The organism is Gryllotalpicola reticulitermitis, from assembly GCF_042651345.1.
Classification (GTDB): domain Bacteria; phylum Actinomycetota; class Actinomycetes; order Actinomycetales; family Microbacteriaceae; genus Gryllotalpicola; species Gryllotalpicola reticulitermitis.
Map to the genome: position 1 here is coordinate 952,227 of NZ_JBHSCN010000005.1, position 22,032 is coordinate 974,258.

Below are 22,032 nucleotides of genomic sequence, written 5' to 3' on the forward strand. Positions count from 1 at the left end.
CGTGGACGACATCGAGGGCGCGGCACAGCCCCCGGGTTTCCGCCCCGATCAGCTCGAGGGCTTCAGGATCGGGGTGACGAGCGACCGGCGCTCGGAGGACCTCATCGCGGCGTTCGAGCGACGCGGCGCCGAGGTGCTGCACGCGCCGACCATCAAGATGGCCGGCGTCGCCGACGACGGCCACCTCGAGCGCGAGACACGGGCGATCATCGCGGCGCGACCCGCGATCCTGCTGGCGACCACGTCGTACGGCCTGCGGCGCTGGTTCGAGGCGGCGGACGCCGCGGGCTTCGGCCACGAGCTGGTCGAGGTGCTGTCGGCGGCGCGCGTGCTGGTGCGCGGCCCGAAGGCGCGCGGCGCGGTGCGCGCCGCCGGGCTCGACGACAGCGGCATGAGCGAGCGCGAGACCACCGAGTCGCTGATCGACATGGTGCTCGCCGGTGACGTGCGCGGCACCACGGTCGCCGTGCAGCTGCACGGAGCGACCGACTCGGGCCAGCTGGCGAGGCTGAGGGATGCCGGGGCATCCGTCCTCACCGTCCGCCCGTACTTCTGGCAGGAGCACGAGGACCAGGCCCGCGTCGCGCGGCTCGTCGCGGCGATCGCCGCGGGCGCCGTCGACGCGGTGACGTTCACGAGCGCCCCCGCGGCCGACGCCCTGCTGCGGGCGGCCGAGCGCGAGGGGCGGCTCGACGAGCTGCTCGCGGCGTTCGGGGCGGATGCCGCATCTTCGGGTGCAGGCGCGGGTGCAGCGCCCGTGCCGGTGCTCGCCGCCGCCGTCGGCCCGGTGACAGCCGAGCCGCTGCTTGAGCACGGCATCGAGCCGGTCGTTCCCGAGCGCTTCCGCATGGGCGCGCTCATCAAGCTGGTCTGCGACGAGCTCGAGACGTCGCGGGTGCTGTGCGTCGAGACGGCATTCGGCTCGGTGCTGCTGCGCGGTCGCGTCGCCGAGATCGGCGGGATGCGGGTGGCGCTCTCGCCGGTGTCGCTCGCACTATTCCGGCGCCTCGTCCATGCGGGCGGAGCGATCGTGCCGCGCGACCGACTCGCGCTCGCCGCCCCCGAACCGCTCGACGAACACGGCATGGACGTCGCGATCAGCCGCTTGCGCCAGAGCCTCCCCGAGCCGAAGCTCGTCGAGACCGTCGTCAAACGCGGCTACCGCCTTATTCGTTGATCCTCGGCGCCCCTCCCCGGCCAACGAATGGCTTCGCTAGAACGACCCGGCCCGGCGCCTTTCCCTGAGCACCTACACGTGTTTACAGGTTCTCCGCCGAGGCGGCGAATTCTCGAGGAGTTGGCGGGCCCATGGCGAGTTCGTCAAGTAACGAAGTAACTGAGAATGCTCGCCTTGCAGCGTATCTACCACCGAACGTGGCCTGCGCACCGGCGCCAGGGTTGAAGGCTGCTGCTTGTTGTGTGTCAGAGGCTGATGAACCCAAGGACCGCTGCCCCAACGGCCAGTGCCTCAAGAACCACAACCCCGTCGGTGCATCCCCGCTGAAGGATCCTCTTACGCACCCTGGGCGGATGTTCGTTGCTTTGCTGGATCGGGCTTCGCGACGGGGTCGCCAACGGCCCAAAAATGCTAATTCCGGTGCTAAGCAGGGTGTAGGCGCGTGCATCGCGATGCTGTTATCCACAGGCGATGCGCTCCAGAACGTTGATTTTCCGGGCCTGAACGCCCATTCGTGCTCCTGTGCGCGAGGGGGCCGAGTGCAGTTCAACTCCCCCCTCGCGCACAGTGGGGTATTCGCGAAACTCAGCCGAGTTATTCGCAGAATTCCGAAAGAGATCCAGGCCCCCGACGAATCGGGGGCCTGGATTCGTTCTGGCGTCTCAGCGCGCTTGGCCCGTGCCCCTGAGGTAGCCCTTCACCGGCTTCCCGTTGCGGATGTGCGCCGGGACCCACCTCGATGAGGAGCCCGCCGGCGTGCGCTCGTCCGAGTCGGCCGCGGAGCCCGGCAGCTGGTCCGCGATCGCGCGGGCCCGGTCTCGATTCTCGTTCTCGAACGCGCGAGCCATTCTCGCGATACTGTCGTGCTCCACGCCGAATCGCCCGGCGACGTGCGCCCATTCCGCGCTCGCCAGCTCGACCTCGCGGATGATCCGGGCCGCACGGGCCGTCGTGAGCCGGAAGTGCCCGCAGTTCTCGATGAGGAGTCGAAGATCGCGGCTGTACGGGTCGTCCTCGGGAGACACCGGGGTGGAGTCGACGCCCGTCTCCATCGGGAACGGATTCACGTCGAACACCGGGCTGATGCGCCAGCCGGCTGCACCGCGAAGCAGCCCGTGGTTGCGCATGTGGTCGTCGACATTGCTGACGAGGAGCGACAGCGCGACCCGGCGGAACAGCTGCTCCGCGTCATGCGTGGGCGACGCGCTGATCTCGGTGAGGTGATCGGCCAGGAGCGTGTAGTCGACCGGCGCGCCGTCGTCGGCGAGCATGAGCCCCTTGGCGCTCAGGTACCCGATCCTGCCGCCCGTGGGCGTTCGGTCGAAGCGGGTGACCGTGAGCACCGCGCGGAAGTCGCTGAGAGAGTGCAGCTTGAACGGGGGCGTCTCGATGCCGGAGTCCGCGGCCAGCTGAAGCGCCACGGCCTCCCACCGCATCACGTCCCAGCGGTCCTCCGGGTGCGGCAGCTTGGCGATCGCAAGGCGCCCTTCGTCGTCTTCGACGATGGCCTTGGGCCTTGCGCCGCCCTGAGTGGTGCCGACCTGGACCAGCTGCCTGATCGAGGTGTCGTCCAGGTCGTAGTCGCCCCGCTCGAATCTCTCGGCGGCTGCGACGAGGTCTTCGAGGTCGACGACGCTCGGCACACGGGTGTTCACCTCCGACACGAACGGGCCCGAGGGATCGGCCTTGAACCGCAGCGCCCCTTGGCGGGTGATGTCGGGGACCGCGAGCAGCAGGTCAAGGCCCGTCGGCGGCTCCCAGCGGATGCCTGCCTCCCGAGCCGCGCGGCGGGATTCGGATTGCAGGAGTCGGCGCCCCCAGCTGTCGGGCTGGACGTCGGCCAGCGCCATGAACGTCTCGCGCTGCATCGGTGCGCTCTGGTACCCGGCGTTGAGCGGGAGGTCGGGCGAGAACGCATATGCGCCGGGCGCGCCGAGGTAGTCCTGGGCGTACTCGAAGTTGATCGTGGGCTTGTACTCCCCGGGGTTGATCTGGAAGTGGATCCAGCCCGCGAGAACGGTCTCGCCGCCCGGCAGTTCGACGAAGACACTGGTGTCGGTCACCGGCTCGTCCTTCCGGGGATGACTCGCGTCGGCAGGATCCGCTCGGCGTTGGCCCTCCCGACATCGGTGCTCAGCGGGTCGGTCGCGTCGACGACCAGGCGGGCGACGTCGAGCACGCGCATCACCGCCATGATGCTGTCCCACCGCTGCGCGCCGGTGCCGTTCTCGATGCCCCGGAGCGTCGCCCTCGTGATGCCGGCCCGTTCGGCGACCATCTGCGCCGTCAGCCCCCGCACCTTTCGCCATTGGGCGAGGTGCAGACCCAGCGCACGCAGATCGGCTTCCAGCATCCGAGACTTCGTGACCATTGCCCCTCCGGTAGTTTCACTGATCATTATCGGGTCTAATGGTCAATATAGCTACCAATGGCGACGTCTGATGCGGCGCTGGCGGCCCGGGCTCACCGCCCGCCCGTGAGCTTCCGGTCGCGCTGCGCCACGCCGGCACGGCCGTACGGGTAGTCATCGACGCGCGGGTGGCTCGCCGCCGACAGCTCGGCGAGGTCGTCGATCGAGAGCTCGACATCGACCGCGCCGAGGTTGTCGGTGAGCTGTTCGACCGTGCGCGCACCGAGGATCACGCTCGTCACGGCCGGTTGCGCCCCGACCCAGGCGAGCGCGACCTGAGACATCGAGGCGCCGCGGGCGTCAGAAATCCGCTTCACCGTATCGATGACCTGCCACGTGCGCTCGTCGGCATTCCTCGCCTCCCACGCCTCCATGCCGCGCTTCGGGTCCTCGCCGAGCCGCGTCGCACCGCTCGGGTCGACGTTGCGCTGGTACTTGCCGCTCAGCCAGCCGCCTGCGAGCGGCGACCAGGGCAGCAGGCCGATGCCCGCGTCGGCGGCGGCCGGAACCACCTCGTGCTCGATGTCGCGCACCAGCAGGTTGTACTGCGGCTGCAGTGTGACCGGGGCGGCCCAGCCGTGCGCCTTCGCAACGTGCACCGCCTTGGTCAGCTGCCAGCCGAGGTAGTTCGAGAATCCGTAGTACGCGATCTTTCCGCTCGCCACGGCCTCGGCAAGGAAGCCGAGCGTCTCGTCGATCGGGGTGTGCGCGTCCCAGGCGTGCATCTGGTACAGGTCGATCTGCTCGACGCCGAGCCGGCGCAGCGAGTCGTCGAGCGCGCGCCCGAGGTGGCGGCGGCTGAGGCCGACGTCGTTCGGCCCGTCGCCCATCGGGAAGCGACCTTTGGTGGCGATGACGACATCGCGCGCCTCGGTCGGGTGCGCGGCGAGCCAATGGCCGATGATGGTCTCCGACGCCCCTCTGCTGTAGACGTCGGCGGTGTCGATGAAGTTGCCGCCCGCCGCGAGGAACGCGTCGATGATGGCGTGGGATGCCTCTTCGTCGGCCTCTGCGCCGAAGGTCATGGTGCCGAGAGTCTGCTCAGAGACGACGGTGCCGCTGTTACCCAAAGTCCGGTAGTGCATGTTCCTGCTTTCCGATCTGTGCTGGTCCATCCATGGTGTACCCGGCCATGGTGTACCCGTCCGGTCATCATCGGTCCCAGCCGGGGTCGCGATGAGCGCCTCGGCGGTGGCCCGTCAGCGGTGGCCCGTCAATGGTGGCCCGTCAGCGCTGCCCTTTGAGCGGGATGACCAGCGGGGTTCCCGTCACCGGGTCGGGGACGACGACGCAGGGCAGCCCGAAGACCTCCTCGACGAGCTCGGCCGTGACGATGTCGGCGGGCTTGCCGTGCGCGACGATGCGGCCGTCTCTCATCGCGATCAGCTCGGTCGCGTAGCGCGCCGCGTGGTTCAGGTCGTGCAGCACGGCGACGAGCGTGCGGCCCTCGCGGTGCAGACGTTCGAACAGTTCGAGCAGCTCGATCTGGTGCGCGATGTCGAGGAAGGTCGTGGGCTCGTCGAGCAGCAGGGCGGACGTCTGCTGGGCGAGCGCCATCGCGACCCAGACGCGTTGCCGCTGGCCGCCTGACAGCTCGGCGACGGGGCGGTCGGCGAAGTCGGTCACGCTGGTCGCGAGCATGGCGGCCGCGACGGCCGCCTCATCATCGGCGGATGCCGAGCGGAACAGTCCTTGGTACGGGTAGCGTCCGCGTGCGACCAGCTCGGCGACGGTGATGCCGTCGGGAGCCTGTGAGTCCTGCGGCAGCAGCCCGACGCGCTTCGCCGCGTCCTTCGGCCGGTGCTTCGCGATGTCGGTGCCGTCGAGCAGGATCGTACCGGCACGCGGGCTGAGCAGGCGGGCGAAGGCTCGCAGCAGTGTCGACTTGCCGCAGCCGTTCGGGCCGACGATGACCGTGAACGAACCCGGTGTGATCGACACGTCGAGGTCGCTGACGACCTGCGCCGCGCCGTCGTACGACAGGCTGACGTGCTCGGCTTCGAGGTGCGCGGGGGCTGATGCATCCGTCATGTGGTCTCCGTTCCTGCGCTCATGCGCGGCCGCCTCGCACACCGCGCGGGCCGCGCGCGCCGCGTGCCAGCAGCGCGATCAGATAGAGCCCGCCGAGCACGATCGTGACGATGCCGACCGGGATCTCCTGCGGCAGGGCGTGCTGCGCGAGCTGATCGGAGGCGAGCAGCAGCACGGCCCCCGTGAGCGCCGATTGGCCGATCGGAAGGCCGGCCCCGCCCGCGAGCCGCTTCGACACCTGAGGCGACGCGAGCGCCACGAACGCGATCGGGCCGGCGACCGCGGTGGGAAGCGCGGTGAGCACGACGCCGAGCACCACGATGCCGAGGCGCGCCGCCTCGACCCGCAGACCGTGCGCGGCGGCATGGTCGTCGCCGAGTTCGAGCTGCCGCAGCGGGCGGATGGCGGCGAGCACCAGCACGGCGCAGGCGGCGAGGGCCGCGAAGGTCAGCCACAGCCCCGGCCAGGCGACCGTGCCGAGCGAGCCGGCCGCCCAGAACGACGCGGTCATCGCCACGTCGGTCTGGGCGCGCAGCTGCAGCCACACGTTCAGCGCCTGCAGCATCGCGGTCACGCCGATTCCGGTGACGATGAGGCGGATGCCGTGCACCCCGCGGCGATAGGCGAGCAGATACACGATGAGCGCGCTGAGGATGCCGCCCGCCAGCGCCCAGATGCCGGTCGCGATGCCGAGCCCCGGCAGCAGCGTGATGCCGATGAGCACGCCGGTGTACGAGCCACTCGAGAAGCCGATGACGTCGGGCGAGCCGAGGGGGTTGCGGGTCAGCGATTGGAACAGTGCGCCCGAGACGCCGAGCGCTGCGCCGAAGACGAGGGCGGCGGCGACCCGGGGCAGTCGCCACTGCACGACGACCGTGGTCGCGAAGCCGTCGTCGTGCACGAGCGCGTGCACCACCTGGGCGATCGAGAGCGGGTAGTCGCCGATGCCGAGGGCCACCAGGCCGAGTGCAAGGGCGACGGCAGCGCTCACGGATGCCGCGAGCACGCGGCGCGAACGGCCGGGTGCACGGTGCGCCTGAGCCGCCCGCAGCGTCGACACCGCGCCCGTCACAGCCCGCTCACCCGCCCGCGGCGCACGAGCGCGATGAGCGCGGGCGCGCCGAGGAACGCTGTGACGAGTCCGACGGGCGCTTCGCCCGGCCAGAGCACCAGGCGGGCGGCGATGTCGGCGATCAGCAGCAGAATCGGTGCGAGGACGAGCGAGAGCGCGATGATCCAGCGCTGATCGGGGCCGGTGAGCCAGCGAGCGACGTGCGGGATCATGAGGCCCACGAAGGCGATCGGCCCGGCGATGGCCGTCGCGCCGCCGGCGAGCAGCGTGACGGCGGCGATCGAGACGATGCGCGTGCGCGTCACCGACGAGCCGAGCGCGACGGCGCGATCCTCGCCGAGGGCCAGTGCGTTGAGCGGACCGCCGAGAGCGATCGCGAGGATCGCCCCGATGGCGAGCACGGGAAGCGCGGGCACGAGAGTGTTCCAGTCGCGGTCCCGCAGGCTGCCGGCCGCCCAGACCTGCAGCGTCTCGAAGCGGCGGGGTGCGGAGAGCTGGATCGCGGACACGATCCCCGCGAGCACGGCGCTCAGCGCGACTCCTGCCAGCAGCAGTTGCTCCGGTCGAGCACGGCCGGTGCCCGCCGAACCGATGGCGAACACGGCGACGGTGGTGAGCAGGGCTCCGGCGAGGGCGAACCAGAGGTAGCCCGCCGGTGCGGTGACGCCCGCGGCGGCGACGGCCAGCGCGACGGCGAAGCCCGCGCCGGAGGTGACGCCCAGGATGCCGGGGTCGGCGAGCGGGTTCCGCGTGACGGCCTGCACGATCGCGCCCGCGCCGCCGAGACCTGCGCCGACGGCGAGGCCGATCACGGTGCGGGGGAGTCGCAGGTCGACCACCGCTGCGGCATCCGCGGCGCTGACGTGGCCGCCGGTCAGCGCGGCCCACACGCTCGCGGGGGGCACGGGAAGCGAGCCGATCGCGAGGCTCGCGATGACCGCGACCGCGAGCAGGGCGAGAGCCACCACGAGCGCGGTCCACCGGGCGGCACGGCGTGCGGTGGTCGGGCGCGGGGTCGAGCGAGGACGAACGGATGCTGGGACGCTCACGTTCTTCCTCTCTTCCCTCTTCAAGAACTTAGGTTAGGCTAACCTGCTGTTCGGCCCGTGCTGGTCGATCTCACCCGTATGGAAGGCTCTCAAACCCGATGAAGAAAGTCCTGGCCGCCGCTGCGGCCCTCGCCGCCGCCGCGCTCGTGCTCACCGGCTGCTCCGGCTCCGGCAGCGACGCCGGGTCGTCTTCATCATCGCCGTCGGCGAGCTCCACCACCGGGGCGTACCCGGTCTCGATCCCCACCAAATTCGGCGACGTCAAGATCACCAAGAAGCCGACCCGGATCGTCGCGCTCGGCTGGGGCGACGCCGAGACGGCGCTCGAGCTGGGCGTGCAGCCGGTCGGCGCCTCCGACTGGCTCGGCTTCGGCGGCAACGGCGCCGGGCCGTGGGACTCGGGCAAGTACACGACCAAGCCGACGATCATCGGCACCCTGCAGCCCAACTACGAGCAGATCGCGGCCCTCCACCCCGACCTGATCCTCGACGTGCGCAGCTCCGGGGACGCGGCCCGCTATCAGAAGCTCTCGTCGATCGCGCCGACGGTCGGCGTTCCGAAGGGCGGCGACAACTACCTCACGACCACCCAGCAGGAGACCACGATGATCGCCGAGGCCCTCGGCGAGAAGGCGCAGGGCCAGGCGCTGCTCGACAAGGTCGACGCCGCTTTCACGGCCGCGGCACAGGCTCACCCCGGCTGGAAGGGCAAGTCCGTCACCGTCGCTACCCGCACGAGCGACGGCTGGGGCGCGTACACCAACGGCGACGTCCGCGTTCAGTTCCTCGAGCGCCTCGGCTTCACGTTGTCGCCGACGATCGCCAAGATGAAGCCGAACTCCAGCGGATTCTCGGTGTCGATCTCCGACGAGCAGCTGAACCTGCTCGACGCGAACCTGATCGTGGCGTTCCCGATCTTCATCCCGAGTTCGCAGATCACCGGCAATGCCCAATGGAAGGCCGTGCCCGCCGTCAAGGCCGGCCGCGACGTCGTCGTCGACGGCACGCTGTCGAACGCGTACTCCGACGGCACGCCAGGAGCGGAGCTGTACGCGCTCGACAAGCTCGTCCCGATGATCGAGCAGACCCCGCTCGGGAAGTAACCCGCCCGATGACAGAGCAGTTGACCTCGGGGCGCGCGGTGCGACCGCGTCAGGCATCCGTTCGGCGCCTCGCCGTGCATGCGACCACGCAGCCCTCACCCGGCTTCGTGCGCATCACGCTCGCGAGCACCGGCGACGGTTTCGAGGACGACTTCGAGTACCAGGGCTTCGACCAGTGGTTCCGACTGTTCCTGCCCCGCGCAGACGGACGACTCGTGCTTCCCGACGGCCCTGCCGAGGGGTGGTATTCGCGCTGGCTCGGCATGGACGAGTCCGTGCGGCCGGAGGTTCGGAACTACACGATCCGTGACGCCCGCAGCGACGGCGGCCGGTGGCTGCTCGACGTGGACTTCGTGATCCACCGCTCGGCTTCCGGCACGGTCGACGGGACTGCGGCCGGCTGGGCGGTGGGCGCGACGGTCGGCGACGAGGTGGGGCTGCTCGACCAGGGCCGCATCTTCAACGTGCCGGCCGGCGAGCATCCGATCACCGTCATCGCCGACGAGAGCGGCCTGCCGGGCGTCGAGGGCATCGCGCGGGCGCTCGGCGATCGGGCGGCGCGGTATCTGATCGAGGTGACGGATGCCGCAGACATCCGCACGCTCTCCCCCTCGGTTCCCGACGCCGACGTCGAGTGGCTCGTTCGCCCGCACCGCGCGCCTGCCGGATCGCTCGCGATAGCCGCGTTCGACGATGCGGCCATCGATGCGTCGAGCTATCTGTACGCCGTCGGGGAGGCGAAGCTCGCGCTCGCGGCGCGCCGCGCGGGTCGCGCCGCGGGGGTCGACGACCGGCGCATCGACTTCTGCGCGTACTGGCGGGCCGACCGCGACTCGAGCTTCCGCGCGAGCTGACGCGCGCCCGGCATGCCCGGCCTCAGAGCTCGATCTGGGAACCCATCACGATGACCCGGTTGCGGGGCAGCCCGAAGTGGTCGCTGGCGTCCGTCGTGATGTGCGATGCCGCGAGGAAGAGTCGCTTGCGCCACGCCGCCATGCCGGGGCCGTCGCCTTGCCGCAGCTCGATCTTCGACAGGAAGTAGGTCGCGTGAGCGAGGTCGAGGCGACCCTCTGAGAGCTTGGGCGAGAGGGTACCGAGCGCACGCGGCACATTGGGCCGCTCGGTGTAGCCGAACCGGATCGTGATGTGGATGATGCCGTCGGTCGGGTCGCCCAGGTCGTCGACGATGAACCGTTTGTTCCGTGGGACGCGCGGCACGGTCTCCGTCTCGACCGAGACGATCGCGACGCGCTCGTGCCGGACGTGGTTGTGCTCGACGTTCGCGCGCAGGGCGAGCGGGGTCGTCTCGCTGCCGGGGTTCAGGAAGATCGCCGTGCCCGGCACCTGGGCGGCGAGATCGGGGTTGTCCCGCAGGTGGCTCACGAAATCGAGGAGCGAGCCTTCTGCCCCCGTGCGGCGCTCGGTGATGAGCTGGCGCCCCCGCTGCCATGTCGTCATGATCGTGAACGCGGCGAGGCCGATCGCGAGCGGCAGCCACGCGCCGTGCACGAACTTCGTGAGGTTCACCGCCACGAACAGCAGGTCGATGACGAGCAGGATGACCGCGCCGCTCCACAGCAGCCACGCCGGCGTCTTTACCCAGCGGCGCCGCGCGAGGTAGAAGAACAAGATGGTCGTGATCGTGATGGTGCCCGTGACGGCCATGCCGTAGGCGAACGCGAGCGCGGCGGAGCTGCGGAACGCGAACACGAGCACCAGCACCGACACCATCAGCAGCCAGTTCATCCACGGAACGTAGATCTGGCCGGCCGCTGACGTCGAGGTGTGCTGCACGCGCAGTCGCGGCAGATACCCGAGGCTCGCGGCCTGCGCGGCGACCGAGAACGCGCCGGAGATGACCGCCTGCGAGGCGATGACCGTCGCGGCGGTGGCGAGGATGACGAGCCCGATTCGCCCCCACCCCGGCGCGAGGAGGAAGAACGGCGCGGAGAGATTCGCGTGATTCTGAAGCAGGAGCGCGCCCTGGCCGAGATAGCTGAGCAGCACGGCGGGGAACACGAGGAACAGCCACCCGAGCGTGATCGGGCGCCGCCCGAAGTGGCCCATGTCGGCGTAGAGAGCTTCGGCGCCGGTCACCGACAGCACGACCGCGCCGAGCGAGAAGAACGCGATGTGGAAGTGGCCGAACATGAACTCGATTGCATAAGTCGGCGACAGCGCTCGGAGGATTCCCGGCTCGTGCGCGATCCCGAGGATGCCGAGCGCCCCGACGGCCACGAACCAGAGCACCATGACGGGCCCGAAGAGGCGCCCGACGACGGCGCTTCCGTACTTCTGCACGAGGAACAGCACGATGAGGATCACCGCGGTGATCGGAACGACCACGTCGCCGAAGCCCGGGTTGATGGTCTTGAGGCCCTCGACCGCGGAGAGCACCGAGATGGCCGGCGTGATCATGCTGTCGCCGAGGAACAGGGCGGCGCCGAGCACCGCAAGCCCCGCGAGAATGCTGATCGCGCGGGTGCGGCTGGCCCGCGCCCACCGGCGCAGCAGGGTGAGCAGCGCCATGATGCCGCCCTCGCCGTGGTTGTCCATGCGCATCGCCAGCAGCACGTAGGTGACGGTCACGATCAGCACGATCGACCAGACGATCAGGGACACGACGCCGTAGAGATTCGTGGTGTTGAGCGGCACGGGGTGCGGGTCGGTCGGACTGAAGACGGTCTGCAGGGTATAGATCGGGCTCGTGCCGATGTCGCCGAACACGACACCGAGGGCGCCGATGATCAACGCGAAGCGGAGCGTGCCGACATCGCGTCTGGTGCTCATCACTCGCAGAAGCCTAGGGCGGCGGTGCAGGCAGCGAGTGACTTCCTAACGGAATCCTTACGCCGCGGGTGCCGCGAGCTCGTCGTACACGCGACCCCAGAGGTGCTCGTACTCGACCGGGCTCATCGTGCGGAAGCCGTCGGGCCCGCGACGCGCATCGAGGGCCACGAGGATGCCGGCGCAGCGTTCGATCGTCTCCAGGTCACCGCACACCTCGTGGTAGCCCATCGCGTTGAAGACGGTCGCCGTCAGACGCCGGGTGCCGCGTCGCGCGCCCCCGCACGCGACGGTCGTCGCGAACGCGCCCGCGAGGAAGACGGCCGCACCGATCGCGAGAGCAGCCCAGCCGTTCATGACCTCGCCGAGGACGGCGCTCACCGCGACGCCCAGCGTGGTGCCGATCGCGGGCCAGCGGCTGTGCAGCACGAGCCAGCGCCGCTCGGCGTCGGTGATGCCGGGCGGGTAGACGATGAGCCGATAGCGCAGCGCACGGCCGGTGCGATCGACTGGCGCGATCTGGATCGCGCCCCACGGGTGCGGCCCGTCGATGAGGCGACGCGCCCAGCGAGGCATCCGCTGTGCCGCGCTTGCTGCGGGGGCCGCCGCAACACTGTTGAACATGCAGCCAGCCTGGGCCGCGGGAAGTCCGACGGCGCCGCCCCCTGACGGAACCGTAACGGCAAACCCGGGAACTCTAACGCGCCGCTAACGCCGGGCTACGTGCGGTCGGGGGAGAAGCGGTAGCCCATGCCCGACTCCGTGAGCAGGTAGCGCGGCTTCGACGGCTCGGGCTCGAGCTTCTTGCGCAGCTGCGAGAGATAGAGGCGCAGGTAGCCCGTGTCGGCCGTGTGGTTTGGCCCCCAGATCTCGATCAGCAGCGTTTCGCGCGGGATGAGCTTGTCGGGGTTGCGCACGAGCACCTCGAGCATCTGCCACTCAGTGGGAGTGAGGCGAACGGATGCTTCCGCCGCGCCGGCTCCCCGCGTGACGCGCCGGTTGCCGAGGTCCACGGTCACGTCGCCGAAGCGGACCACGGGGCTGTCGTCCTGACCGCTCTGCCGCCGGCCGAGCGCGCGGACGCGGGCGAGCAGCTCATCGGTCGCGAAGGGCTTCGTGACGTAGTCATCCGCCCCGAGGTCGAGCGCCTCCACCTTCTCCGCGGAATCCGCGCGCCCGGACACGACGAGGATCGGCACCGTCGACCAGCCGCGGATGGCCTGGATGACGGCGAGGCCGTCCAGCTGCGGCATGCCCAGGTCGAGGATCACGAGGTCGGGGTGGTCGGTCATGACGAGGTCGAGGGCCTCTTTGCCGTTGTGGGCCGTGATGACGTCGTAGCCCCGCGCGGTCAGGATGATGCGCAGCGCCCCGAGGATCTGCTTGTCGTCATCGGCAACGACGATTCTCATGCGTTCGACTCCAGCTCTGCGGGTGCGGGTGCGGCTGCGGGGACGGATGCGGCGCTCGGCAGCTCGACGACCATCGTGAGGCCGCCGCCCGGCGTGTCCTCGGCGTCGAGGGTGCCGCCCATGCCCTCGACGAAGCCGCGCGACAGTGCGAGGCCCAGCCCGATGCCCGTGCTGTTGTCGGTGTCGCCCTCGCGCTGGAAGGGCTGGAAGATCGCCTCTTTGCGCTCGTCGGGGACGCCGGGGCCGGAGTCGACGACCCGGATCTGCACACGCTCGTCGAAACTGCTGACGCTGAGCAGCGGTGGTGCGGCCGAGAACCTCAGGGCGTTCGCGAGCAGGTTGACGAGCACGCGCTGCAGCAGCACCGGGTCGGCGCGCGCGGGCGGCACGTCCTCGTGCACGTCGAGCACGACGCCACCGGGCGAGACCCCCAGCTCTTCGAGTGCCGACGGCAGCACGTCGTCGACGTCGATGTCCGCGAGGTTGACGGCGAGCACCCCGGCCTGCACGCGGCTGACGTCCAGGAGGTTCGTGACCAGGGCGTTCAGGTTCTCGAGGCTCGCCTGCGCCGTCTCGAGCAGCTCGGCCGTGTCGCGCGGCGAGAGCGTGATCTGATGCGAGCGCAGGCTCGTCACGGCCGCTGTCGCGGCGGCGAGCGGTCGGCGCAGATCGTGGCCGAGCGCCGCGAGCAGGGCGGTGCGCACGCGGTCGGTCTCGGCCAGAGGCCCGAGCTGCTCCGCCGCGTCGCTGAGATCGCGGTGCTCGAGCGCCGCGTCGAGCTGCGTCGCGATCACATTGAGGATGCGGCGGTTCGAGCTCTGCAGTTCGGGCCCGTACAGCTCGAGGAAGGCGCGCTCGCCGACGGGGTAGACGGCCGGGCCGACTTCTTCCGCTTCGGTTTCGTCGTCCGACGCGGCGTCCGAACCCGGGCCGGCCTCGTCGTCGCCCCCGCCCCCGCCGCCAGGGTCGGACTCGTCGGACTCGTCGGGCTCGTCGGGCGCCTGCCCGTCGCCGTAGACGAGCGTGCCGTCGTTGGCGCGCAGCATCACGGCGGTGAGCCCGAACGCCTCGCGGGCGCGCGAGACGAGCGCCGCGATCGTGTCGCCGCCGCGGATGATGCTTCCTGAGACGGTCGCCAGCACCTCCGACTCGGCGGCGGAGCGCCGGGCGGCTCTGCTGCGACGGGCCGCCTGATCGACGACGAAGCTCACGAGCACCGCGGAGACGACGTAGAGCAGCAGCGCCAAGAGGTGCAGCGGCCGGGCGATCGTGATCGTGTAATACGGCTCGACGAAGAAGAAGTCGAGCGTGAAGCCCGACAGCACGGCCGCGAACAGCGCGGGCCAGATCCCGCCGATCAGCGCGACGATCACGACGAGCAGCTGGAACGCGAGCGTGTCGCTCGTGAGCGCATCGGGGTCACGCAGGTACCAGAGCGCGGCCGTGAGGGCCGGCCCGAAGATGAGCGCGACGACGAAGCCGTAGACGAGCCGACGGGCGCTCAGCGCCCCGCGCGCTCGCGGCAGGACGAGCTGGTGGGTACCGGCGGCACCGTGCGTCACGATGTGCACGTCGATGTCGCCGGATGCCCGGATCACCGTCTGACCGACGCCCTGCCCGGTGAGGAAGGCGAGCAGCCGGCTGCGGCGGGAGACGCCGATCACGAGCTGGGTCGCGTTGCTCGCGCGGGCGAACTCGACGAGTGCGGCCGGCACGTCGTCGCCGACGACCTGGTGGTAGCTGCCGCCGAGCTTCTCCACGAGGGCGCGCTGCGCGGCGAGGGCGCCGGGGTGGGCTTCGCGCAGTCCCTCTTGACCGGTCACGTGCAGGGCGATCAACTCGCCGCCCGCCGCGCGCGCGGCGATACGGGCTCCGCGCCGGACCAGCGTCTCGCCCTCCGGCCCGCCGGTGAGGGCCACGACGACCCGTTCCCTCGCCTCCCACTTCGAGTCGATCCCGTGCTCGAGCCGGTACTGGTTGAGGGCCGTGTCGACCTCGTCGGCGAGCCAGAGCAGCGCCAGCTCGCGCAGCGCCGTGAGATTGCCGAGCCGGAAGTAGTTGGAGAGCGCGGCGTCGATGCGCGCCGCCGGGTAGACGAGGCCCTCGGAGAGCCGGTCGCGCAGCGACTGCGGTGCGAGGTCCACGACCTCGATCTGGTCGGCGGCGCGCAGCACCGAGTCGGGGATCGTCTCGCGCTGCACGATGCCGGTGATCTGCTCGACCACGTCGTTCAGGGACTCGATGTGCTGGATGTTCACCGTCGTGAACACCGAGATGCCGGCGCGGAGCAGGTCCTGCACGTCCTGCCAGCGCTTCTCGTGCTCGGCCCCCGGGGCATTGGTGTGGGCGAACTCGTCGACCAGGGCGATCTCGGGCGCCCGTGCGATGACCGCATCGAGATCCATCTCGGTGAGCGTCACGCCGCGATGCTCGATCTCGCGACGGGGGATCACCTCGAGGCCCTCGACCATGGCGGCCGTCGCCGCGCGGTCGTGCGTCTCCACGACCGCGACGACGACGTCCTTGCCCTCTGACTTCAGGCGGCGTCCCTCTTCGAGCATGGCGTAGGTCTTGCCGACGCCCGGCGCTGCGCCGAGCATCACCCGCAACCTGCCCTTGCCCATCTCGCCGCCCTTACTTCCCTGAGTTATTGCCCGCTGGGTCCATCTTGGCCAGGTCGAGGTTCAGTTGGACCGCATTCACGTACGGCTGTCCGAGGTAACCCAGGTCGCGGCCGTGGGTGTTCGCTTTCACGAGCTTCGCGACGGATGCCTCGCTGATGCCCCGCGTCTCGGCGACCTTCGCCTCCTGCAGCTTCGCGTAGGCGATCGAGATGTCGGGGTCGAGGCCGGAGCCCGACGCGGTGACGGCATCCGCCGGGATCTGTGACGCGGTCACGCCGTAGGTCGTCTCGATCGTCTTCTGGCGCGCTTTGATCTCGTTGACGAGCGTGGGGTTGTTCGGGCCGTAGTTCGAGCCGCTCGATGCGTTCGCGTCGTAGCCGTTCGGCGAGTTCGTGGTCGCCGCCGACGGGCGCGTCTGGAACCACTGGGTGAGCGGGTCGCCCTTCTTGTCGGTGAACGACTGGCCGATGAGTGACGAGCCGACGGTGGTGCCGGCGTCCGTGACCTTCGATCCGTTCGCCTGCGAGTGGAACGCGAGCTGCCCGATGCCCGTGATGACGAGCGGGTACACGATGCCGAGGCCGGCGGTCAGCACGATCATCGCGCGGATCGCCACCCAGTATTGCCGCACAGTTGCGCGGGTGGTTGTTGGCATGTCAGTGACTTCTTTCGTGGAATCCGGGTGTTCAGAATCCGGGGATGAGGCTGACGAGGAGGTCGATCAGCTTGATGCCGATGAACGGCGCGATGATGCCGCCGATGCCGTAGATCAGCAGGTTGCGGGTCAACAGGCTGGCCGCCGTCGAGGGCCGGTAGCGGACGCCGCGGAGGGCCAGCGGGATCAGGATCACGATGATGATCGCGTTGAAGATGACCGCCGAGAGGATCGCGGAGTCGGGCGAGTGCAGGCGCATGATGTTGAGCGCCTGCAGCCCGGGGAAGACGCCCACGAACATCGCGGGGATGATGGCGAAGTACTTCGCGACGTCGTTCGCGATGGAGAAGGTCGTGAGCGCGCCGCGCGTGATGAGCAGCTGCTTGCCGATCGTGACGATGTCGATGAGCTTCGTCGGGTCGGAGTCGAGGTCGACCATGTTGCCGGCCTCCTTCGCGGCGGAGGTTCCGGTGTTCATCGCGACGCCGACATCGGACTGCGCGAGCGCGGGTGCGTCGTTCGTGCCGTCGCCGGTCATCGCGATGAGCTTTCCGCCTTCCTGCTCGCGCTTGATGAGCGCGAGCTTGTCCTCCGGCGTCGCCTCGGCGAGGAAGTCGTCGACGCCCGCTTCGCGCGCGATGGCGGCGGCGGTCAGCGGGTTGTCGCCGGTGACCATGACGGTACGGATGCCCATGCGCCGCATATCGGCGAAGCGCTCGGCGAGGCCCGTCTTGACGACGTCCTTGAGGTAGATCACACCGAGCAGATGGGCGCCGCCGGTCACATCGCGAATGGCGACCGCGAGCGGCGTGCCACCCGCCTGGCCGATCTCGCTCACGTGAGCATCGAGCTCGGCGGCCACCTCGGCGGGCAGTGGCGTCGATTCCTCGACCCAGGCCTTCACGGCGTTGGGGGCGCCCTTCCGCAGCAGCGTGCCGTCGGGCAGGTCGAGCCCGCTCATGCGGGTCTGCGCCGTGAACGGCACGACGACGGCGCCGGTCGGGACCTCGTATCGAGCGGGCGCGTTCTGCCCGTCGCCGTTGAGGGTCGCCGCGAGTGCGACGACGGACTGTCCCTCGGGCGTCGGGTCGGCGAGCGAGGCGGTCGCCGCGGTCTCGATCAGTCGCGCGCTCACGATTCCGCGCAGCGCACGGAACTCGGCCGCCTGGCGGTTGCCATAGGTGATGGTTCCGGTCTTGTCGAGCAGCAGCGTGTTCACGTCGCCCGCCGCCTCGACGGCACGGCCCGACATCGCGAGCACATTGTGCTGCACCAGGCGGTCCATGCCGGCGATGCCGATGGCCGAGAGCAGGGCGCCGATGGTCGTCGGAATGAGGCAGACGAGCAGAGCGACCAGCACCGTCACGGTGGGCGCCGCGTGCGCGAAGCCCGCCGTCGGTCCGAGCGCGAGCACGACCACGACGAAGATGATCGTGAGGCTCGCGAGCAGGATGTTGAGCGCGATCTCGTTCGGCGTCTTCTGCCGGGCGGCTCCCTCGACCAGCGCGATCATGCGGTCGACGAAGGTCTCGCCCGGCTTCGAGGTGATCTTCACGACGATGCGGTCGGAGAGCACGCGCGTGCCGCCGGTGACCGCTGAGCGGTCGCCGCCCGACTCGCGCACGACCGGGGCGGATTCGCCGGTGATCGCGGATTCGTCGACGGAGGCGATGCCCCGGACGATGTCGCCGTCGCCGGGGATCAGCTCGCCCGCCGTGACGACGACCACGTCGTTCAGCCTGAGGTCGGCCGAGGCGACGGATTCCGTGCGCGCGGCCTGCGCCGAGGCATCCGCCGCCTCGTCATACCCGACCACGCGGTTCGCGAGCGTCGTCGTGCGCGTCTTGCGCAGCGTCGCCGCCTGCGCCTTGCCGCGGCCTTCCGCGACCGCTTCGGCGAGCGTGGCGAACAGCGTGGTGAGCCAGAGCCAGATCGTGATCCACCAGGTGAAGGTGATCGTGCTGCCGGTCGCGCCGTGCAGGAACGGTTCCGCGATGGCGAGCACGGTCGTGAGAGCGGCGCCGACCTCGACGATGAACATGACGGGGTTGTGCCACATCTCCCGCGGGTCGAGCTTGCGCAGCGCCTCGGGCAGGCTCGACCAGAGCTGCCTCGGGTTGAACGCGCCGCCTGGGGTGCGGTGGGGTGCCTGCGCCGTGTCCGGCGTCGGGCTGGTGATGGCGGTCATTGCTTAGTGCAGTCCTTCTGCGAGGGGCCCGAGGGCGACGAAGGGGAAGTAGGTGAGGGCGGTGATCAGCAGGATCGTGCCGATCAGCAGGCCGACGAACTGGGCGCGGTGCGTGGGCATGGTGCCGCTCGTCGCGGGCACCTTCTCCTGCGCGGCGAGCGAGCCGGCGAGAGCCAGTACGAAGACGATCGGGATGAAGCGCCCGAGGAACATCGCGGCTCCGAGGGCGGCGTTCAGCCAGGGGGTGTTCGCTGTGACGCCACCGAAGGCCGAGCCGTTGTTGTTGGCGACCGACGTGAACATGTAGAGCACCTCGGAGAAGCCGTGCGGCCCGGGGTTCCAGATCGTGGTCTTCTCGATCGAGCTGACGACGCCGGGAATGGCGAAGCTCAGCGCGGTCCCCGCGATCACGATGGTCGGCGTGGTGAGGAAGTAGAGGCTCGCGAGCTTGATCTCGCGGGAGCCGATCTTCTTGCCGAGGTACTCGGGGGTGCGGCCCACCATGAGACCGGCCAGGAACACCGCGACGATCGCCATGATGAGGATGCCGTAGAGACCCGCGCCGATGCCGCCGGGCGCGATCTCGCCGGTCATCATGTTGACCATCGTCATCATGCCGCCGAGCGGGGTCAGCGAGTCGTGCATGCTGTTGACGGCGCCGGTACTGGTCAGGGTGCTCGTCGTGCCGAACAGCGTCGTGCCGACGATGCCGAAGCGCTGTTCCTTGCCCTCCATCGCGGCGCCGGCGAGCGTCGTCGCGGTGCCGTTGGTTCCGCTCTCGACCCATGTGAAGAGGGCCGCCGAGGCGACGAACATGATGCCCATCGTCGCGAGGATCGCGTAGCCCTGACGGTTGTCGCCGACCATCTTCCCGAAGGTGCGGGGCAGGCTGAACGGAATCAGCAGCATGAGGAAGATCTCGACGACGTTGGTCCATGCGGTCGGGTTCTCATACGGATGCGCGGAGTTCGCATTCAGCGGGCCACCGCCGTTGTTGCCGAGTTCTTTAATCACCTCCTGGCTCGCGAACGGGCCCCCCGGAAGCGCCTGCGTGCCACCGGCGATCGTGTGCACGGTGTCGACCGGGTTGAAGTTCTGGATCACGCCCCCGGCGATGAGCACGATCGCGAAGATGACCGAGATCGGCAGCAGGATGCGCACGACACCGCGCAGCAGATCCACCCAGAAGTTGCCGACGGTGCCCGTGCGGTGCGCCGCGAAACCCCGCACCAGAGCGATCGCGACGGCGAGGCCGACGGCGGCCGACACGAAGTTCTGGATCACGAGCCCCGCGAACTGCACGGTGTAGCCGAGGGTCAGCTCCGGCGAATACGACTGCCAGTTCGTGTTGGTGACGAACGAGATCGCCGTGTTGAAGCTGAGGCCGGGCGCGACGTTCGGAAGCCCGAGCGAGTACGGCAGCCAGTGCTGAAGGCGCTGCAGCAGGTAGACGACGAGAACGCCGACGACCGAGAACGCGAGCACGCTGCGCAGGTATGCGGGCCATGATTGCTCCGCCCGCGAGTCGACGCCGATGAGGCGGTAGATGCCGCGCTCCGCACGAAGGTCTTTCGGCGAGGTGAAGGTCAGCGCCATGTAGTCGCCGAGTGGGCGGTAGCACAGTGCCAAGGCGAGCGCGACGGTGCCGAGCTGTGCGATGAAGAGCCAGGTCGTCACTAGAACTTCTCCGGCTTGAGCAGCGCATACACGAGGTATGCGAGCGATGCGGCGGCGAGAACGGCCGCGATCAGATCGAAGACGATCACAGCTTCTCGACCCCCTTGGCGGTCAGAGCCACAACGACGGCGAGGGCGATGATGCCCAGAATCCACACGACGTCCAACGGAAACTCCCTGTAGCACGGCGCGCCCTTCGGGTGATGGGCACGGGCAGCAGTGGCTGTCAATCGCCAATGGAACACCGGGCGATGCGCGCCCTGACGGCCCCCTAACGGAACCCTGACGCCCCCGCGCGGAACTCTTACGCGCCCCTAACGCACGGGCCTTGTGCGAGCTGCCGCCGCGGCCGGGATTCGCGGCGAAGTGGCATCCGCTCATCTTCGCGGCCATGCCGGACGTGCGCCTCGCGCTGCTGGTCGGCGGGTACGCGCAGAAGCACTACCTCGTCGGCCGGCGACGGAGCACGCTGACCGAGACGGTGCGCTCGTGGCGGGAATTCCTGCCCGACTACCTGCCGCTCGTGCGCCCTTCGCCGCTCAACTTCCGGTGGCAGGCGCGCAACCCGTGGTTCGTCGACGAACTCGTGCCCGATCTGCGCACCGTCGTCGCCTCCGCCCTGGCGTGATCGGTCGCGGTTTCGGTCGCTAGGGGATGCCTGGCGCGCAGTGTCATGAGGGAACAGTTTCGACGAACCGTAAAAAGTGTTCCCTCATGACAGTCATTCGATGGGGTCCCGCTGGCGCACGCTTCCGCGCGGAACCGCAAGGGCCTGCACCGGCCGGCGGGCGGCCGTCAGCGCTAGTGGCGGGCTGCGAGGAACTCGACCTGCTTCAGCCACTGGTAGGTCTGGCCGCCCTCGTGGCCGTTGTACGGGTAGACCTCGATCGCCTTGTCGGCCGACGCGAGCGCGTTGAACCCGGCGAAGGTCGTCGACGGCGGCACGATCATGTCCATCAGGGCCACGGAGAAGAGCGCCGGGGTCGTGATGCGCTTCGCGAAGTTGACACCGTCGAAGTAGGCGGCGGTGTTCCAGACCAACTCGGTGTGATCGCGGTGCACCGACAGGTACTTGGCGAGTTCCTGGAACGGGTCGGAGATGGCGACGGATGCTCCGTGCTCCCACGCGCACAGGAACGCCACGTCGGGCATCAGGGCCCACAGGCCCGGCGTGAGGGCGGCCGCGGCGATCGCGATTCCGCCGCCCTGGCTGCCACCGGTGACCGCGATGCGGTCGGTGTCGACGAAGTCCCAGGTCTTCACCTCGTCGATGAGGCGCGCGGCGTCCGTGAACACGCGGCGGTAGTAGTGCTCGCGCGGATCGCGGATTCCCCGTGTCATCCAGCCGGAGACGGCGGCGCCCGAACCGTGCGGGTCCGCCGTGTCGCCGCCGGTGCCCCACCCGGAACCTTGCCCGCGCGTGTCCATGAAGACGTGCACATACCCCGACAGGGCCCACTGGGCTCGCTCGCCGACGATGCCGCGACCGCCGTTGTAGCCGTTGAACTCGATGACGACGGGCAGCTGCTCGCCCTCGCGGCCCTTCGGGCGCATGACCCACCCCGCGACGGGGTCGGCGTCGAAGCCGGGGAAGATGAGGTTTTCGACGATGAGCTCGGTGATGGGGGTCTCGGCGGGCACGCGCGCGGCGACTGCGCCGCCGCTCAGCTCGGACGCGGCACGCGCCTCGCCGAGGGTCTGTGACCAGAATTCATCGAAATCAGCGGGCTCGCGGACGGTCGGGGAGAAGCGGCGCAGCTCGGCGAGCGGCAGATCGGTGAACGGCATACCTGTGACTTTATGGGCTCGGCCGTCGCCGTGCACGCGTGTGGCGGCGCCGGTCGAACG

Annotated in this window: 20 protein-coding genes; 4 read left to right on the forward strand and 16 right to left on the reverse strand. The window is 69.7% G+C overall.

Going from position 1 to position 22,032, the window contains the following annotated elements; all coding sequences use genetic code 11:
- The first annotated feature begins 1 nt into the window (after nucleotide 1).
- Nucleotides 2–1,177, forward strand: coding sequence for a uroporphyrinogen-III synthase (locus ACFOYW_RS11615; protein ID WP_390229088.1), 1,176 nt, complete (start codon nucleotides 2–4; stop codon nucleotides 1,175–1,177).
- A 662-nt stretch (nucleotides 1,178–1,839) separates the two neighbouring features.
- On the opposite strand, the gene ACFOYW_RS11620 is transcribed toward ACFOYW_RS11615, so the two are convergent.
- The 6 genes from ACFOYW_RS11620 to ACFOYW_RS11645 form a co-directional block, all read right to left on the reverse strand.
- Nucleotides 1,840–3,240: a type II toxin-antitoxin system HipA family toxin gene (locus ACFOYW_RS11620; protein ID WP_390229089.1), complete on the reverse strand. Its 1,401-nt coding sequence runs from the start codon at nucleotides 3,238–3,240 to the stop codon at nucleotides 1,840–1,842.
- Complete coding sequence (locus ACFOYW_RS11625; protein ID WP_390229090.1) at nucleotides 3,237–3,548, reverse strand: helix-turn-helix domain-containing protein; 312 nt, start codon at nucleotides 3,546–3,548, stop codon at nucleotides 3,237–3,239. Before ACFOYW_RS11625 ends, ACFOYW_RS11620 begins: the two co-directional genes overlap by 4 nt.
- A gap of 92 nt (nucleotides 3,549–3,640) precedes the next feature.
- On the reverse strand, nucleotides 3,641–4,672 hold the full coding sequence (locus ACFOYW_RS11630; protein WP_390229091.1) for an aldo/keto reductase: 1,032 nt from the start codon (nucleotides 4,670–4,672) through the stop codon (nucleotides 3,641–3,643).
- 142 nt (nucleotides 4,673–4,814) lie between these two features.
- A complete protein-coding gene (locus ACFOYW_RS11635) occupies nucleotides 4,815–5,618 on the reverse strand; it encodes an ABC transporter ATP-binding protein (protein ID WP_390229092.1) in 804 nt (267 codons plus the stop codon).
- Between the two features lie 19 nt (nucleotides 5,619–5,637).
- Nucleotides 5,638–6,690, reverse strand: coding sequence for a FecCD family ABC transporter permease (locus ACFOYW_RS11640; RefSeq protein WP_390229093.1), 1,053 nt, complete (start codon nucleotides 6,688–6,690; stop codon nucleotides 5,638–5,640).
- Nucleotides 6,687–7,763 carry a FecCD family ABC transporter permease gene (locus ACFOYW_RS11645; protein WP_390229094.1) on the reverse strand — a complete coding sequence of 359 codons (1,077 nt, stop codon included), beginning with the start codon at nucleotides 7,761–7,763 and terminating at the stop codon, nucleotides 6,687–6,689. The genes ACFOYW_RS11640 and ACFOYW_RS11645 overlap by 4 nt, the downstream gene beginning before the upstream one ends.
- A 74-nt stretch (nucleotides 7,764–7,837) precedes the next feature.
- Between ACFOYW_RS11645 and ACFOYW_RS11650 the strand changes: the two genes are divergently transcribed.
- Together ACFOYW_RS11650 and ACFOYW_RS11655 are read left to right on the forward strand one after the other, a co-directional pair.
- Nucleotides 7,838–8,842 carry an iron-siderophore ABC transporter substrate-binding protein gene (locus ACFOYW_RS11650; RefSeq protein WP_390229095.1) on the forward strand — a complete coding sequence of 335 codons (1,005 nt, stop codon included), beginning with the start codon at nucleotides 7,838–7,840 and terminating at the stop codon, nucleotides 8,840–8,842.
- 8 nt (nucleotides 8,843–8,850) lie between these two features.
- On the forward strand, nucleotides 8,851–9,696 hold the full coding sequence (locus ACFOYW_RS11655; protein WP_390229096.1) for a siderophore-interacting protein: 846 nt from the start codon (nucleotides 8,851–8,853) through the stop codon (nucleotides 9,694–9,696).
- Nucleotides 9,697–9,718: 22 nt separating this feature from the next.
- Here the strand turns inward: ACFOYW_RS11655 and ACFOYW_RS11660 are convergent, their stop codons facing one another.
- From ACFOYW_RS11660 to ACFOYW_RS11700, 9 genes are all read right to left on the reverse strand, one after another.
- Nucleotides 9,719–11,632, reverse strand: a complete 1,914-nt coding sequence (locus tag ACFOYW_RS11660; RefSeq protein WP_390229097.1) for a potassium transporter Kup — start codon at nucleotides 11,630–11,632, stop codon at nucleotides 9,719–9,721.
- A 57-nt stretch (nucleotides 11,633–11,689) separates the two neighbouring features.
- Nucleotides 11,690–12,253 (reverse strand): DUF6611 family protein, encoded by a 564-nt coding sequence (locus tag ACFOYW_RS11665; protein ID WP_390229098.1) that lies wholly within the window; start codon nucleotides 12,251–12,253, stop codon nucleotides 11,690–11,692.
- A gap of 95 nt (nucleotides 12,254–12,348) precedes the next feature.
- Nucleotides 12,349–13,041: a response regulator gene (locus ACFOYW_RS11670; protein ID WP_390229099.1), complete on the reverse strand. Its 693-nt coding sequence runs from the start codon at nucleotides 13,039–13,041 to the stop codon at nucleotides 12,349–12,351.
- Nucleotides 13,038–15,665 carry a DUF4118 domain-containing protein gene (locus ACFOYW_RS11675; protein ID WP_390229100.1) on the reverse strand — a complete coding sequence of 876 codons (2,628 nt, stop codon included), beginning with the start codon at nucleotides 15,663–15,665 and terminating at the stop codon, nucleotides 13,038–13,040. The genes ACFOYW_RS11670 and ACFOYW_RS11675 overlap by 4 nt, the downstream gene beginning before the upstream one ends.
- A 10-nt stretch (nucleotides 15,666–15,675) precedes the next feature.
- Nucleotides 15,676–16,320, reverse strand: coding sequence for a potassium-transporting ATPase subunit KdpC (kdpC, locus tag ACFOYW_RS11680; RefSeq protein ID WP_390229101.1), 645 nt, complete (start codon nucleotides 16,318–16,320; stop codon nucleotides 15,676–15,678).
- A gap of 31 nt (nucleotides 16,321–16,351) precedes the next feature.
- Nucleotides 16,352–18,508: a potassium-transporting ATPase subunit KdpB gene (kdpB, locus tag ACFOYW_RS11685; RefSeq protein ID WP_390229102.1), complete on the reverse strand. Its 2,157-nt coding sequence runs from the start codon at nucleotides 18,506–18,508 to the stop codon at nucleotides 16,352–16,354.
- Nucleotides 18,509–18,511: 3 nt separating this feature from the next.
- The gene (kdpA, locus tag ACFOYW_RS11690; RefSeq protein ID WP_390229103.1) at nucleotides 18,512–20,185 is read right to left on the reverse strand and encodes a potassium-transporting ATPase subunit KdpA; all 1,674 of its coding nucleotides are present in this window, start codon (nucleotides 20,183–20,185) and stop codon (nucleotides 18,512–18,514) included.
- On the reverse strand, nucleotides 20,185–20,274 hold the full coding sequence (kdpF, locus tag ACFOYW_RS11695) for a K(+)-transporting ATPase subunit F (RefSeq protein WP_390229104.1): 90 nt from the start codon (nucleotides 20,272–20,274) through the stop codon (nucleotides 20,185–20,187). The genes kdpA and kdpF overlap by 1 nt, the downstream gene beginning before the upstream one ends.
- A complete protein-coding gene (locus tag ACFOYW_RS11700; protein ID WP_390229105.1) occupies nucleotides 20,271–20,414 on the reverse strand; it encodes a hypothetical protein in 144 nt (47 codons plus the stop codon). Before ACFOYW_RS11700 ends, kdpF begins: the two co-directional genes overlap by 4 nt.
- Before the next feature lie 98 nt (nucleotides 20,415–20,512).
- On the opposite strand from ACFOYW_RS11700, the gene ACFOYW_RS11705 reads away from it, so the two are divergent.
- Complete coding sequence (locus ACFOYW_RS11705; protein ID WP_390229106.1) at nucleotides 20,513–20,812, forward strand: uracil-DNA glycosylase family protein; 300 nt, start codon at nucleotides 20,513–20,515, stop codon at nucleotides 20,810–20,812.
- A gap of 173 nt (nucleotides 20,813–20,985) precedes the next feature.
- Here the strand turns inward: ACFOYW_RS11705 and ACFOYW_RS11710 are convergent, their stop codons facing one another.
- Complete coding sequence (locus ACFOYW_RS11710; RefSeq protein WP_390229107.1) at nucleotides 20,986–21,972, reverse strand: acetylxylan esterase; 987 nt, start codon at nucleotides 21,970–21,972, stop codon at nucleotides 20,986–20,988.
- Between the last annotated feature and the right edge of the window lie 60 nt (nucleotides 21,973–22,032).

Bases quoted from the DNA above. Each gene is read 5' to 3' on its own strand.
- ACFOYW_RS11625 (WP_390229090.1), bottom strand. From the start codon at position 3,548: ATGGTCACGAAGTCTCGGATGCTGGAAGCCGATCTGCGTGCGCTGGGT.
- ACFOYW_RS11630 (WP_390229091.1), bottom strand. From the start codon at position 4,672: ATGCACTACCGGACTTTGGGTAACAGCGGCACCGTCGTCTCTGAGCAG.
- ACFOYW_RS11635 (WP_390229092.1), bottom strand. From the start codon at position 5,618: ATGACGGATGCATCAGCCCCCGCGCACCTCGAAGCCGAGCACGTCAGC.
- ACFOYW_RS11650 (WP_390229095.1), top strand. From the start codon at position 7,838: ATGAAGAAAGTCCTGGCCGCCGCTGCGGCCCTCGCCGCCGCCGCGCTC.
- ACFOYW_RS11655 (WP_390229096.1), top strand. From the start codon at position 8,851: ATGACAGAGCAGTTGACCTCGGGGCGCGCGGTGCGACCGCGTCAGGCA.
- ACFOYW_RS11660 (WP_390229097.1), bottom strand. From the start codon at position 11,632: ATGAGCACCAGACGCGATGTCGGCACGCTCCGCTTCGCGTTGATCATC.
- ACFOYW_RS11665 (WP_390229098.1), bottom strand. From the start codon at position 12,253: ATGTTCAACAGTGTTGCGGCGGCCCCCGCAGCAAGCGCGGCACAGCGG.
- ACFOYW_RS11670 (WP_390229099.1), bottom strand. From the start codon at position 13,041: ATGAGAATCGTCGTTGCCGATGACGACAAGCAGATCCTCGGGGCGCTG.
- ACFOYW_RS11675 (WP_390229100.1), bottom strand. From the start codon at position 15,665: ATGGGCAAGGGCAGGTTGCGGGTGATGCTCGGCGCAGCGCCGGGCGTC.
- kdpC (WP_390229101.1), bottom strand. From the start codon at position 16,320: ATGCCAACAACCACCCGCGCAACTGTGCGGCAATACTGGGTGGCGATC.
- kdpB (WP_390229102.1), bottom strand. From the start codon at position 18,508: ATGACCGCCATCACCAGCCCGACGCCGGACACGGCGCAGGCACCCCAC.
- ACFOYW_RS11710 (WP_390229107.1), bottom strand. From the start codon at position 21,972: ATGCCGTTCACCGATCTGCCGCTCGCCGAGCTGCGCCGCTTCTCCCCG.